15 protein-coding genes are annotated in these 13,563 nt (G+C 64.0%); 10 read left to right on the top strand and 5 right to left on the bottom strand.

The window, feature by feature from the left end; all coding sequences use genetic code 11:
- The first annotated feature begins 65 nt into the window (after nucleotides 1–65).
- The 6 genes from LW136_RS03405 to LW136_RS03380 all read left to right on the top strand — a co-directional run bounded on the left by LW136_RS03405 (nucleotide 66) and on the right by LW136_RS03380 (nucleotide 5,707).
- On the top strand, nucleotides 66–515 hold the full coding sequence (locus LW136_RS03405; protein ID WP_234174674.1) for a DUF2231 domain-containing protein: 450 nt from the start codon (nucleotides 66–68) through the stop codon (nucleotides 513–515).
- Nucleotides 512–1,804 carry a PQQ-dependent sugar dehydrogenase gene (locus LW136_RS03400; protein WP_234174673.1) on the top strand — a complete coding sequence of 431 codons (1,293 nt, stop codon included), beginning with the start codon at nucleotides 512–514 and terminating at the stop codon, nucleotides 1,802–1,804. The genes LW136_RS03405 and LW136_RS03400 overlap by 4 nt, the downstream gene beginning before the upstream one ends.
- Nucleotides 1,805–1,911: 107 nt before the next feature.
- Nucleotides 1,912–2,562 carry a DMT family transporter gene (locus LW136_RS03395; protein WP_234174672.1) on the top strand — a complete coding sequence of 217 codons (651 nt, stop codon included), beginning with the start codon at nucleotides 1,912–1,914 and terminating at the stop codon, nucleotides 2,560–2,562.
- Between the two features lie 9 nt (nucleotides 2,563–2,571).
- Complete coding sequence (locus LW136_RS03390) at nucleotides 2,572–2,838, top strand: EamA family transporter (protein ID WP_234174671.1); 267 nt, start codon at nucleotides 2,572–2,574, stop codon at nucleotides 2,836–2,838.
- A gap of 69 nt (nucleotides 2,839–2,907) precedes the next feature.
- Entirely contained in the window at nucleotides 2,908–3,306 is a 399-nt protein-coding gene (gloA2, locus tag LW136_RS03385; protein WP_234174670.1) for an SMU1112c/YaeR family gloxylase I-like metalloprotein, read from the top strand.
- Nucleotides 3,307–3,478: 172 nt separating this feature from the next.
- Nucleotides 3,479–5,707 carry an esterase-like activity of phytase family protein gene (locus LW136_RS03380; RefSeq protein ID WP_234174669.1) on the top strand — a complete coding sequence of 743 codons (2,229 nt, stop codon included), beginning with the start codon at nucleotides 3,479–3,481 and terminating at the stop codon, nucleotides 5,705–5,707.
- A gap of 47 nt (nucleotides 5,708–5,754) precedes the next feature.
- Here the strand turns inward: LW136_RS03380 and LW136_RS03375 are convergent, their stop codons facing one another.
- Entirely contained in the window at nucleotides 5,755–6,780 is a 1,026-nt protein-coding gene (locus tag LW136_RS03375; RefSeq protein WP_179485695.1) for a CNNM domain-containing protein, read from the bottom strand.
- A 275-nt stretch (nucleotides 6,781–7,055) separates the two neighbouring features.
- On the opposite strand from LW136_RS03375, the gene LW136_RS03370 reads away from it, so the two are divergent.
- Nucleotides 7,056–7,514, top strand: coding sequence for a hypothetical protein (locus tag LW136_RS03370; protein WP_014819117.1), 459 nt, complete (start codon nucleotides 7,056–7,058; stop codon nucleotides 7,512–7,514).
- 39 nt (nucleotides 7,515–7,553) lie between these two features.
- Here the strand turns inward: LW136_RS03370 and LW136_RS03365 are convergent, their stop codons facing one another.
- Complete coding sequence (locus LW136_RS03365; RefSeq protein WP_228208213.1) at nucleotides 7,554–8,012, bottom strand: carboxymuconolactone decarboxylase family protein; 459 nt, start codon at nucleotides 8,010–8,012, stop codon at nucleotides 7,554–7,556.
- Between the two features lie 94 nt (nucleotides 8,013–8,106).
- Here LW136_RS03365 and LW136_RS03360 point away from each other — a divergent pair, with 94 nt between their 5' ends.
- A complete protein-coding gene (locus LW136_RS03360; protein WP_234174668.1) occupies nucleotides 8,107–8,904 on the top strand; it encodes a helix-turn-helix transcriptional regulator in 798 nt (265 codons plus the stop codon).
- A 92-nt stretch (nucleotides 8,905–8,996) separates the two neighbouring features.
- Here LW136_RS03360 and LW136_RS03355 read toward each other — a convergent pair whose 3' ends face one another.
- Complete coding sequence (locus LW136_RS03355) at nucleotides 8,997–9,302, bottom strand: ArsR/SmtB family transcription factor (RefSeq protein WP_014819114.1); 306 nt, start codon at nucleotides 9,300–9,302, stop codon at nucleotides 8,997–8,999.
- A gap of 88 nt (nucleotides 9,303–9,390) precedes the next feature.
- Nucleotides 9,391–10,515 carry an alkene reductase gene (locus LW136_RS03350; RefSeq protein ID WP_234174667.1) on the bottom strand — a complete coding sequence of 375 codons (1,125 nt, stop codon included), beginning with the start codon at nucleotides 10,513–10,515 and terminating at the stop codon, nucleotides 9,391–9,393.
- A 262-nt stretch (nucleotides 10,516–10,777) separates the two neighbouring features.
- Here LW136_RS03350 and LW136_RS03345 point away from each other — a divergent pair, with 262 nt between their 5' ends.
- Entirely contained in the window at nucleotides 10,778–11,767 is a 990-nt protein-coding gene (locus LW136_RS03345) for a GlxA family transcriptional regulator (RefSeq protein ID WP_234174666.1), read from the top strand.
- A gap of 92 nt (nucleotides 11,768–11,859) precedes the next feature.
- Nucleotides 11,860–13,041, top strand: coding sequence for an MFS transporter (locus LW136_RS03340; protein WP_234174665.1), 1,182 nt, complete (start codon nucleotides 11,860–11,862; stop codon nucleotides 13,039–13,041).
- Between the two features lie 175 nt (nucleotides 13,042–13,216).
- On the opposite strand, the gene LW136_RS03335 is transcribed toward LW136_RS03340, so the two are convergent.
- Entirely contained in the window at nucleotides 13,217–13,558 is a 342-nt protein-coding gene (locus LW136_RS03335; RefSeq protein ID WP_278378574.1) for a GFA family protein, read from the bottom strand.
- Between the last annotated feature and the right edge of the window lie 5 nt (nucleotides 13,559–13,563).

Genomic DNA, 13,563 nt, shown 5'->3' with positions numbered 1-13,563 from the left:
CTCTTAAGCACCTTCAGAGCGATCCGCGCCGCGCAGGGCTGGTCGAAAGCAATGAGGAGTTCCTTGTGACCGTCATTACCCACCGCACCACAGAAACCACTCACAGCGTTTCCCGCCATGTGCCGCATCCGCTGCACTCGATCCTACTGGCCGGGAGCGTGCCGTTGTTTCTCGGCGCACTGCTGAGCGACGTCGCCTACTTTCGCAGCTACCAGATTCAATGGAGCAACTTCGCCTCCTGGCTGATCGCCGGCGGGCTGGTGTTCTGCGGACTGGCGATCCTGTTCGCGGTCGTCAACTTGATCAAGGCCAAGCACAGGGCAGGGCGACCGCTGATCTATCTGCTGTTGCTCGTGGCGACCTGGGTACTCGGCTTCATCAATGCACTGCAGCACGCCAAGGATGCCTGGGCAGTCATGCCGACCGGCCTGGTGCTCTCGGTGATCGTCACGCTGCTGGCCTGCGCCGCCGCGTGGATCGGCCTTTCCAACCTGCGAGACGGAGGTGAAGCATGAAGCACACCAATGCACTCTCCGCGCTGACCATCGCGTTGTTGCTAAGCGCCTGTGGTGGCGATGAGCAGGGCGCCGCCAGCCTGTACGGTGCCAACCCCAAACTGCCGGAACCCGACCGCGGGCTGCTGCCGAGCATGAAGATCGCCGAGCCAACGCCTTGGGGCGATGCGACCCCCTCGGTGCCGGAGAACTACAGCGTGACGGCGATAGCCACCGACCTGCAGATCCCGCGACAGACCCTGGTGCTGCCCAACGGCGACATCCTTGTGGCCGAAGGTCGTGGCGGCAATGCAGCCAAGCTGAAACCGAAAGACGTGATCGCCGGCTACATCAAGGCGCAGGGCAACACGTCGGTCAAAAGCGGTAACCGGCTGACCTTGCTGAGAGACGCCGATGGCGACGGCCGCTACGAAATGCAGAACGTCTTCGCCGATGAACTCAATGCCCCCTATGGACTGGCCTTCCACGACGGCAACCTCTACGTCGCCAACCAGGACGAACTGGTGCGTTTCAAATACGAGGAAGGTCAGACCGAAGCCAGCGGTCCGCCGACCAAGGTCGTTGACCTGCCCTCGGAGATCAACCACCACTGGACCAAGGCGATGACCATCAGCCCCGATGGCCAGTACCTCTACGTCGGCATCGGCTCGAACAGCAACATCACCGAGCGCGGGATGGAAGCCGAGGTCGACCGCGCCATGATCTGGCAGATCAACACCGAAACCGGCGCTTACAAACCCTACGCAACCGGCCTACGCAACCCCACGGCCCTGGCGATACTGCCCGGCACCGACCAGCTGTGGTCGGTGGTCAACGAGCGCGACGAGCTGGGCGAAAATCTGGTGCCGGACTACCTGACCTCGGTGCAGGAAGGTGGTTTCTATGGCTGGCCCTACAGCTACTGGGGCCAGAACGTCGACGACCGCGTGCGCCCGCAGGACCCGGACAAGGTCAAGCAGGCGATCACGCCGGACTACGCACTGGGCGCCCACGTCGCCGCACTAGGCCTGGACTTTTCCTCGGACGTCATGGGCGCGCAGTTCGCCGAAGGTGCGTTCGTCGGCGAGCACGGCAGCTGGAACCGCGAAGATCCGTCCGGCTACAAGGTGGTCTTCGTGCCGTTCCGCGATGGCCGCCCGGCAGGCGAACCCATCGACTTCATGACCGGCTTCCGCGAGGACGGCAAAACCCGCGGCCGACCGGTGGGCGTGACCGTCGACCCGAGCGGTGCGCTGATCGTCGCGGACGACCTGGCCAATGTGGTCTGGCGGGTGACGCGCAACCAGTGACGAGTAGCAGGCCGGTGACCGCGCGGTTACCGACCTGCTCGTCATGCGCCCCTGCGGGCGCTGCAGGTTGGTCCCTTGCGGCTTTCTCGAAGGCATAGGATGACCTTATGGCGCAGCGCTCGCCGCGAACAAATGGAAGAACTCAGGGGAAACCGGCAAGCCTGGGCGCGCTATTGGTGGTGCTTGCGGCACTTTGCTGGGGACTATCGGGTGGGATAGGCGGCATCCTCATTAGCGAGGGCTGGAGTCCCACCGTAGTCTCGCTCTACCGGGGCCTGATCGGCCTCGTGTGCGTGCTCATCTGGCTGGCATTACGCCCGGCCGGCAGTGGAATGACGAGCCACAGGCTGTGGTTCTGGTCGGTAATCGCCGGCATCGGCGTAGCGGGCAACTTCTCTTTTTACTTCTTGAGCATCGCCGAGGGCAGCGTTGCGGTGGCAGCGACCTTGATGTACTCAGCGCCGGTGTTCGTCTACCTGGCATCCTTCGCGTTCGGACTCGAAAGGCCGACGCTGTTCAAATGGGCAGCAATCGCAACGGTGATGCTCGGCGTCATCTTGCTGACCGGTATCCATGACGTCGGCGCGAGCGACATTACGCTCGTGGCAGCCGGAGCCGGCCTGCTATCAGGTTTGTCCTATGCGGCTTTCATTGTTGCGTTCAAGTACGCGGCGCCCCACGGCAGTCCTCAGGCGATTCTCGTCATAGCGTTCGCGGTGCTCGTTGGCATACTCGCCTCGATGAGCGACGCGCAATAGGCAGCGTCGGTGCCAGGCGCCCCGAGTTGGCCACTGTTCATCGTTCTGGGTGTGGTCGGCGCAGGGCTGTCCTTCATTCTCTACATCGTCGGGCTCAGACATACCGCACCGGCTGTGGCGTCCATCGTGGCGATGGTCGAGCCGGTAACCGCTTCGCTCTTCGGCGTCGTGGTACTGGATGAGAGCCTGGCAGCGCTGCAGATCCTGGGCAGGGGGCTGATTCTATTGACGGTGACTGCGCTGGGCCTCCAGGGCAGAGAACCGAACGAGATGTAACGATCCGGCTCGTCGAACGCTCGCCTTTCCTGACAGTCTCTACCCGACAATTCCCGCTGGACCTTGCGCATGCTCCGCTCCATCCACCACGTCGCGATCATCTGCTCGGACTATGCCGTGTCGAAGCGCTTCTATACCGAAACGCTGGGGCTGACGGTGATTGCCGAGCATTACCGCGAGGCGCGTCGCTCCTACAAACTCGACCTAGCGCTGCCGGATGGCGCTCAGCTCGAGCTGTTTTCCTTTCCCGATGCGCCGCCACGCCCTTCACGACCGGAGGCACAGGGATTGCGGCACCTGGCGTTTGCTGTGGATGACGTCGCGCAGTGCAAGGCATGGCTGGAGCGTCAGGGCATTGCGGTAGAAGCGATTCGGCTGGATGAGTACACCGGTCGCCGATTCACCTTCTTCGCGGACCCGGACGGCCTGCCGCTTGAGCTGTACGAAGCGGCGCCGGCCGTGGATTGAGCCTGCACGGGTATCCGTCTGACAGCGGCGCGATAACCAGCGCGCCGCCAACGCAGAACCGATGCCACCCGCATCTCCTCCCGTAATGCTCGACCTCCTCGCCGTCACCGCCACGTAACAATCCGGCCCTAGCGTGTTCTGGCTGTCCCCCACACTGACCGCCGAGGCCCGCATGAGAACTCCGACCCGCCTGACCCGCACCGTATTGTCCACTGCCCTGTCCTTGGCCTTGTTGCCGCTGGCCTCGCAGGCGGCACCTCTCCGCGCCGCAGACTACTTCGAGCGGGTCGCGACCTTCCCGGTCTTTCGCAACCTGGGTAGCGATGAGGATGCCACCCGGCAGACCGTCGCCGAGATCACCGCGGTGAGTCGCGACGGCCGCACATTGATCTACACCGACAGCCCTGGCGAGCGCATCGGTCTGGTGGACATTCGCGATCCGAAATCGCCGCAGCCGGCGGGCTTTATCCAGCTGGAAGGCGAACCGACCTCGGTCGCCGTACATCGCCACTACGCGCTGGTCGCGGTGAACACCTCGCTCGGCTTCACCCAGCCCGATGGTGTGCTGGCGGTGTTCGACATTCGCAATCCGGCGCAACCCAAACGCGTCGCCACGCTGACCATGGGTGGCCAGCCGGATTCCATCGCCATCAGCCCGAGGGGCCGCTATGCCGCGGTGGCGATCGAGAACGAGCGCGACGAGGACCTCAACGACGGGCTGATCCCACAGCTGCCGGCCGGCTTTCTGCGCATCGTCGACCTCAAGGGTCAGCCGTCGCGCTGGCGCACGCGGGACGTCGACCTGACCGGCCTAGCCGAGGTCGCGCCGGGTGATCCGGAGCCTGAGTACGTCAGCATCAACGACCAGGACGTGGCCGCCGTAACCCTGCAGGAAAACAACCACATCGTGCTGGTCGACCTGCGCCGTGGCCGGGTGATGCGCCACTTCAGCGCCGGCCAGGTGGATCTGCAAGGTGTGGACGTCGAGGAGAACGACCGCATCGAACCGGTCGGCGTGCTTGCTGGCAAGCGTCGCGAGCCGGATTCGATCGCCTGGGTCGGGCCGCTGCTGGCAACCGCCAACGAGGGCGACTACGAGGATGCCGAAGGCGACGAAGGCGGCAGCCGCAGCTTCACCCTGTTCGACTACAACGGCCACGTCTGGCACGAGGCCGGCGCCTCGCTGGAACACGCCTTCATCCGCGCCGGGCACTACCCGGAAAGCCGCTCGGAAAACAAGGGCATCGAGCCGGAGGGCATCGCCGCGGCGCGTTTCCGCAAGCACAGCCTGCTGTTCGTCGGCAGCGAGCGCGGCAATGCGGTCGCCGTCTACGACGTGGCTCGCCCCTGGGCGCCGGTGATGCATCAGTTGCTGCCTACAGGCTTGGGGCCGGAGGGCATCCTGCCGATCCCGTCGCGCAACCTGCTGGTGGTCAGCAGTGAAGAAGACTCGGCCGAGGACGGCTACCGGTCGACGCTCTCGATCTACCAGTACGGTGCCAAGACCGCACCTTACCCGGAGATCCGCTCCACTGATCGCGACCTGATCTCCTGGGGCGCGCTGAGCGGCCTGGTCGCGGACCGCAGCCAGTCAGACCGCCTCTATGCGGTGCCGGACAGCTACTACAAGGCGTCGCGGATCTTCAGCGTCGACACCAGCCAGACACCGGCACTGATCGACCGCCAGATCGAGCTGCGCAAGGCTGGCACGAGCGTCGACTACGATCTGGAAGGCATCGCCCAGGCCAGCAATGGCGATTTCTGGCTGGCTTCGGAAGGTAACGGCAAGGCCAGGCCCAACCTGCTGATCCGCGCCAACGCCAGGGGCGAAGTACTGGACGAGTTCGCCCTGCCCGCGGAAGTCGTCGCCCAGCAGACCAGCAACGGTTTCGAGGGCGTCGCGGTGGTCGGCGAAGGCGCCAGCACCCGCGTTTACGTGGCCTTTCAACGCGAGTGGAAGAGCGACCCCGCCGGGCGGGTGCGCATCGGCGTGTTCAACCCGGGCACTGGTGAATGGGGCTTTATCCACTACCCGCTCGACGCCGCAGCCGAGGGCGGCTGGGTCGGATTGTCCGAGCTCACTTCAATCGGCAACGGCCAGTTCCTGGTGATCGAGCGCGACAACCAGCAGGGCCCGGCGGCACAGATCAAGCGCCTGTACCGCATCGACCTGAATGGCCTGCAGCCCGCCGCCGAAGGTCAGCGCTTCCCGCTCGCAAGCAAGCGTCTGGACCGCGATCTGCTACCTGATCTGAAGAGCACCGGTGGCTGGGTGCTGGACAAGGTCGAAGGTGCGGCGGTCGACAAGCAGGGCCGCCTGTTCGTCGTCACCGATAACGACGGGGTCGAGGATGCCAGCGGCGAGACGCGTTTCATGCGGCTCGGGACGGTCAAGCGCTGAGATCCGGCAGCTTCATGCGGAGCGGCAGACCCGCTCCGCATGCTCGGTCAGCTGTCGCGGGCGCGCTTGATACGGTGATCCCAGCGGCGCTTAGCGAAGCGGCGCATGTTCGGGATGTCGTCCGTTTCGTCCATGATCGGCTGGCCGATAATGGTTTCCATGATGTCTTCCAGCGTCACCAGGCCGCGCCAGCTGCCGAACTCGTCGTAGACCAGGCACATGTGCTGGCGCTCATGCAGCAGCTGAGTCATCAGGTTTTCGACGCTGGTCATTTCCGGCGCGACCTTCATCGGCTTCATGATCGTCGAGACCGGCGCCTCGTCATCGGTCGCTGACAGGGCGTCATAGCGGAACACCACACCCAGCGGGCTCTCGTTGTCGCCGATCACCGGGTAGCGCGAGAACTGGCTGTCGGCAACCTGCTCCTTGAATGCGCCAATGCTGGTCTCCGGCGACGTGTAGTCGCACACCGTACGCGGTGTCATGACGTCACGGACCTTGATCTCGTGCAGGTCGAGGATGTTCCTGATGACGCGCTGCTCGTCCTCGTCGAGGCTCTTGTTCTCGCGACCAAGCACCGTCAACGCCTTGATCTCCTGGCGGATGTCGTGTTCCGGCTCCTTGCCACCGACCAGCCGCATGATCATGTCGGACAGGTAGATGAAGGGCTTGAGCACCAGGATCATGCCGTTCAACAGAGGCGGCAGGTAAGGCGCCAGCGTGCGCCAGTAACGCGCTCCGATGGTCTTGGGCAGGATTTCCGAAAGCACCAGGATCAGCACCGTCATCACCGCCGAGGCGATACCGACATAGCCGTTGCCGAATACCACGGTGACCTGCGCACCGACACCGGTCGCGCCAACGGTGTGGGCGACGGTATTCAAGGTCAGGATGGCCGCGAGCGGCTGGTCGACCTTGTCTTTCAGTTCTTTCAGGCGCTCGTACAGCTTCGGACGGGTCGTCTTCTGATGCGCGATAAAGCTCGGTGTCAGCGAGAGCAGTGCGGCCTCGAGGATCGAACAGATGAATGAAACGAGGATGGATAAGACAGCGAACGCTATCAGGAGGGTCATGTAAGGGGGATTTCATTGCCAATGGCAGACCAATTTACAGCAAAGCCGCCGAGCGTTAGCCGGATGCCGCGATGGGCTTGCAACATTTCATTTCCTCGTATGAGCGAACGCGCTGGACACACTGATTTCGACAGCAGCCGACAATGGAGTTCATCTCCTCGATCGGCGCCCTTTTCCGGCCACTCGCACGCTTGTTTCCCGACGCGCTCCTCGGCTAGGGTGCGGTCCTCGACGAAACGGCCCTTCAGGAGCATTGCAGATTGATCAGAACAGGGATGTTGACGCTGGGTTTGCTGATGGCGCTGGCGGCACAGGCGGCCGAACAGCGGGTCTATCTGGTCGCCACGGTGCAGCTGGACGGCACCAGCCTGGCACAGAGCGCGTTTTTACATGAAGCGGATATCACCGAACTGGAGGGTTGCCGCGAAGCGGTGCGCGAGGGCCAGCGCGCGCGTGACTGGCAGAAATACCATCACATCTTCCGGAACGATCTTTTCAAGGGCTTCGCCGGCCATATGCACTATCGCTGCGCCTTCAGCGACCTGCAGTTCAGCAGCTGGCACGATGGCCCGCGCTACAACCAGCCCTACCTGATCGCTGTCGACGAGAACGCGATGCTCAGCGTGGAACGGACGCCAAGCCAGGCCCAATGCATGAGCCGGCTGCGCGCGCTGCCGGCTGCACGGCAGGCACAGAGCTTCTGCGCCATGGGCAACCAGCAGATCAAGCCCTGACCGCCCGACCTTCCGGCCGAGTGGCGGCAGGCATCCGCCCTACCCCGGCTGGTAGCTGCCCGGCACCGGCGCGAAGGACACGCCGAAGCGGTTCCAGGCGTTGATGGTGGCGATCGCCAGGGTCAGGTTGGCGAGCTGGGCTTCGGAAAAATACTCACGCACCTCCTCGAACAGCTGTTGCGAAACGCCCTGGGGCAACAGGGTGTTGGCCTCGGCCCAGGCCAGCGCGGCGCGTTCGCGGTCGGTAAAGAACGGGGTTTCGCGCCAGGCACTCAGGGCATAGATGCGCTGCTCGGTTTCGCCGAGGGCGCGGGCGTCCTTGGTGTGCATGTCAAGGCAGTAGGCGCACCCGTTGATCTGCGAGACGCGGATCTTGACCAGCTCCATCAGCGGCTTGTCGACGCCGTCCTCGCGGCGGCTCTGGCGCGCCAGGTAGGTTTCCAGCCCGATCATTGCCGTCATCACGTCGGGGGCGGCAGCTTCGTAGTTCATGCGCATGGTGGTCACTCCTCGGTTTGAATGTGCAACCAAGGCTACGCAGCCGCCATGCTGCGCTATTGTAGATTTTCGACATCTTTGAACGCCGCCTTCCATGTCCGTCCTGCACGAACGACTGCCACACATCAGTGGCTTCCAGACTCGCCCGCCTGCGCCAGCACTGGCTGCCTATGTGCAGCGCTTCTGGTGGCTGGAGGGTGACGCCGCCACGGTGTACGACGAGCAGATGCTGCATCCGGACGGCGCCTGTGGGGTCATCTTCAATTTCGCCGACCCGCTGGCCTTCGATGGTCATCTGCACAAGCCGCGTGCATTGATCGCCGGGCCGCAGCTTGCCAGTTCGCGATTGCAACTGGCTGGGCAGGTGAGACTGATGGGCGTGCGCTTTCGCCCTGGGATGGGCGCGGCGTTCTTTGGCATCAGCCTGGATGAGCTGGCGGACTTTCATAGCTCCGACTGGCAGCGACTGGGGTTTGCCGGAATGGTCGACCAACTGGCCGAGCTGAGCCGCGAGGCGCAGCAGCTGCTGGTAGAGCAGGAATTGATGAAACGTCTGCAGGCGACTCAGGAGCGACGCTTCCCAGTGCAACAGCTACTGTCGGAGATCACCGCGACCGAGGGCCGTGCACGCCTGGCCGACCTCCTCCAGTCCGTACCGCTCGGCCAGCGCCAACTGGAGCGCCTGTTCCGCCATCATGTAGGAATGACACCCAAGCAGTTCAGCCGCATCCAGCGCGTGGCGCTGGTGCGCAACCAGCTGCGCGCCGGCCAGCCGTTACTGGACACCGCCCTGGCCTGCGGATACAGCGACCAGGCGCACTTCATTCATGACTTCAAGACGGTGGTCGGCATGACGCCGGGGCGATATCGGGCGAGCAAGGTCAGTCGATAACTGCGCCCATTGCGAGTGCCCCGTCACGTCCGGCGGAAAAAACGATCGGCTCACATGCTGCTGACGCCAGCGACACGCAGTTCACAGCCAGCTCAGATGGCTTTGCTGAGCGCCTCGAGCAGCTGAGCGATCTTCTCTTCGTTTCGCTTGTAGTAGGTCCAGGGACCGATACGCTGCGACGTCACCAACTGCGCGCGCTGGAGCGCCGCCAGGTAATTCGAAACGGTGGACTGCGACAACCCCACACGCTCCTGGATGATGCTGACGCAGACACCCAGCTGCTCGGGATCGGCTTCCTGCTCGGGGAAGTTGGTCTTCGGGTCCTTCAGCAGGGTAAGAATGGCCAGGCGTGTGGGGTTATCCAGGGCCTTCAGCGCTTCACTGATGTCTATGCTCATATCCGCGGCAGGTAATGGGTTTTCGCGATCTTACGATACTTTGTCGGTGCTGGCTGCGTGCACGCCACGGTCGTGCACGCACGCCGACTCAGTGCGCGTACACCGGGTAGTCGATGTAACCCTTTTCGGTGCCGCCGTACATGCTGCTGGCATCCAGCGGGTTCATAGGCCAGCCACAGGCAATGCGCGCCGGCAGGTCCGGGTTGGCAATGAACGGACGGCCGAAGGCGATCAGATCCGCCCAACCGGCTTCGATCGCCGCGGTGGCGCGCTCCGGGGTGTACTTGCCTGCGTAGATGATCGCGCCGTTGAACGCCGCACGAACCGCCTCTCTGAAACTGCTGGGCAATTCGGGCGCGCTGTCCCAATCGGCCTCAGCCAGTGATACGTACGCGACGCCGATGGTTTGCAGAATCTTCACCGCTTCGATGTAGGTCTCATGCGGGTCTTGCTCCACCAGGCCAAGGTAGACGCGCTCCTCGGCCGTGCTGGCGAACAGCGGCGCAAAGCGAACCCCCACGCGCTCGGCACCTATGGCGTCGGCTATCGCCTGGACCGCTTCGCGCAGGAAGCGCAGTCGGTTCTGCAGCGAACCGCCGTATTCGTCAGTCCTGCGATTGGTGTGGGCGGAAATGAACTGGTTGACCAGGTAGCCGTTGGCGCAGTGAATCTCGATGCCATCGAAGCCTGCTTCCATCGCGTTGCGTGCGGCCTCGGCATAGAGCTGTACCAGCTCTTTGACTTCGGCATTGGACAGCGCCCGCGGCATCGAGGGCTCGACCAGCGCGCCCTCGCCCGGCCCCGTTTCGATAAAGACTTTGACGTTGGTCGCCGCAATGGCGGACGGCGCAACAGGTTGCGCACCACCGGGTTGCAGCGAGGTATGCGAGACACGGCCGACATGCCAGAGCTGGGCGAAAATCACGCCGTCCTCAGCGTGCACCGCCTGGGTAACAGCCTTCCAGCCTTCGACCTGCTCAGGGCTGTGGATCCCGGGCGTCCAGGCATATCCCTGGCCTCGCGGCTCGATCTGAATGCCTTCCGTCACCATGAACCCTGCACTGGCACGTTGCTGGTAGTAGGTCGCCATTACGGCGTTTGGAATATTGCCCGGTTGCGAGCTGCGCGAGCGTGTCAGCGGTGGCAGCACGATGCGGTTACGTAGTGTGAAGGAGCCAAGGGAGCCGGGAGTAAAAAGTGCTTTATGATTCATAACGTAAGATTTAGATATCGTGAATTCTAGATGTTAAATGATGAAGGCTGCCTCACCGAATGTGAGCTCCCCCGCTGACGCTGTGCAGTTGGGTATACCGCAACTGCGACAAGAGGCCGATCGTCGACCTCATATCGATAAATGTCAATATCTAGATTTTTATTGAGCCAGGAATGTGCATGGCAAGATCCGTGGGAACCTTGTCATTGCGACAGCGGCGCCTCGGCAGCAGACTGCAGGCATCCACCCTGAGAGCCGCACCATGGACGCCACCCGCACCGTCGCCTGCCTGATCTACCCGGATGTGATGAGCCTCGATGTCACCGGCCCGATGCAGGTGTTCGCCTCGGCTAATGTCGAGCGGCAGCGTCAGGGCCTGCCGAGACATTACGAGCTGATGCTGCTCGCTGCCAGCGTCGGCCCGGTCGCTACCTCGGCGGGGCTGAAGCTGGTGGCGGATGCGAGCTGGGCCGTGTGCGATCCGGCCACGCTGGATACCTTGCTGGTTCCGGGCGGTGTCGGCGTGGATTCGCAGAAGCACGACCAACCGCTGCTCGACTGGCTGCGGGCCGCCGAACCCAGGGTGCGGCGCCTGGGCTCGGTCTGTTCCGGCGCGCTGATCCTGGCCGAGGCCGGGCTGTTCGATGGACGCAAGGCGACCACGCACTGGGCGGACCTCGCTACGCTGGGCACGTACCCGACCATCGAGGTGCAGGGTGACCGGTTGCACACCTATGACCCGACCGATCCGCAGGCGGCGCATCTGTTCAGCTCGGCGGGCGTCACGGCGGGCATCGACCTGGCGCTGGCGTTGGTCGAGGCCGATCTCGGCCGCGCGTTGGCGCTTTCGGTTGCGCAGCGGCTGGTGATGTTTCTGCGCCGGCCGGGTGGGCAGACCCAGTTCAGCCCGATGCTGGCGGCGCCGAGTGGCGGCGTGGCGCGTCTTGCCGCGCTGCTGGAATGGATTCCCGGGCACCTGGGCGATGACCTGTCCATCGAGGCGCTGGCCGCCCAGGCGCATATGACGCCGCGCACGCTGTGCCGCCTGTTCAGCCAGGAAACCGGCATGGGGCCGGGCCAATACATCGAACGGGTGCGCCTGGAAGCCGCACGTAACCTGCTGCTCGACGCCCAGGCCTCGATCGCGACGGTGGCGCGGCTGACCGGCTTCGGCCATTCGGAAAACCTCAGGCGAAGCTTTCAGAAACACCTGTCGGTCAGCCCGCGGGACTTCTATCAGCGCTTCGGCTGACGCTTCGTCCGAACCTCACTCACCGTTCACAGCTTGCCCGGCTTATCGCCAGGCAGCGCTGTGCCCGCTCATCACCCTCAAGGGGCCTCGCCATGCACCTATTGTTCAGTAACCCTCAGGTCCTGCGCCTGTTCATCGCCCAGGCGCTGTTCTGGTCCTGCTCGATGACCGGGATCATCTTCACCTCCATCGTCGGGCTGCGCCTGGCGCCGGCGGCCGGTCTCGCCACCCTGCCGCTGGCCCTGCTGATGCTTGGTGGCCTGCTCGCCCTGCAACCACTGGCGGGGCTGATGCAGCGCCGCGGTCGACGCGCCGGCTTTCTCATCGGAGCGCTGGCCGGCGTGCTGGGCGGGCTGATCAGCGCGCTGTCGCTCTGGCTCGACAGCTTCACCCTGCTTTGCCTCGGCGCCCTGCCCATCGGCGCCTACCAGGCCTCGGCGATGTATTACCGCTTCGCCGCGCTGGAAGCGGTGAGCGATGCCTTCAAGGGGCGAGCCACGGCCTGCGTGATCGGCGGTGGCGTACTGGCGGCGCTGATCGCGCCCACGCTCGGCCATATGGTGCGCGATCTCGCTCGCGTACCCTTCGCTGGCACCTATCTGTTGATCGCCAGCCTGGCGGCACTGGGGTTCATGGTCTTGGCCGGGTTGCCTGCGACCTCGGGAAAGCCGGCGACGCGCGCCGATGCGGCGGCGGTCAGCTGGCAGGCATTGCTCGCACGGCCGACCATTCGCGCCGCGGTGCTGACCACCGCCGCCGGCCACGGCCTGATGATCCTGGTGATGAACGCCACGCCCCTGGCGATGCATGGCGAAGGTCTGGATCTGCAGGCCAGCGGTCAGGTCATCCAGTGGCACATGCTCGGCATGTTCCTCCCGGCATTCGTCGCCGGGCCGCTGGTGGACCGCTTCGGCTGCCGGCTGGTCGCCTGTGTGGGTGGAGGATTGCTGATCGCCAGCGCGGTGGTCGCGCTGCTAGGCGTCAGCCACTGGCATTTCCTGCTCAGCAGCTGCCTGCTAGGCATCGGCTGGAACCTGATGCTGGTCGCCGGCACCACCCAGCTGGGCCAGGGCCATGCCGCAAGCGAACGCGCCCGGGCACAGGGCCTGATGGAGCTGAGCAACGGCAGCGTCGCCGCGGTGATGTCCTTCGCCTCTGGCGCGTTGATCGCTCAGGCTGGCTGGGCGGCGGTGAACATCGGGCTGCTGCCCATCGTGACGCTGGTGGTGCTGGCGCAGGTTGCGCAGGGGCATCGGCACAGGCAGGCGGTTTGATCGAGGACTCAACGAGTCCGCGTCGCCACATTGACCCGCCCTACCGCCTATCCTGCGTTGACCCGAGAGGCCAGTGTGTTTTTCTGAACAGAGCATAGGCGGCAGTTGCCACCTACGCGGTCAGGAGGCCCGGCGTGCGCTGCATGACATCCGCTATTCGGCTCTGTACGCCGGGCTACGCGTCTACCGCCAGCCAACAGACCATTGATTGCTCGTGAGAATGCTTTACCCGTTTGGGCTTGAAGGGTGTATCCAGCGTAGCCAGGGCAATGGAAACCCAGCCCGGATAGTCCTCACTGCCAGCCCACTGGATACTCGAGCCGCATGCGCTACAGAATTTCCGCACGATGTGCGCGGAAGAGCTGTACGAGCGAAGCAGTTGCTCGCCAGTCAAGTACGTCAAGTCGGCTTTCGGCACGCTTCCATAAGTCGCGAACGCTGCCCCATGTTGTTTTTGGCACATTGTGCAGTGGCAATGAGTAACCGCCTTGGGTTCAGATGCCAACTCATAGGCCACCGCAC

It is taken from the genome of Stutzerimonas kunmingensis, from assembly GCF_021432085.1.
Lineage (GTDB): Bacteria > Pseudomonadota > Gammaproteobacteria > Pseudomonadales > Pseudomonadaceae > Stutzerimonas.
This window is presented reverse-complemented; position numbering and strand designations above follow the sequence as displayed.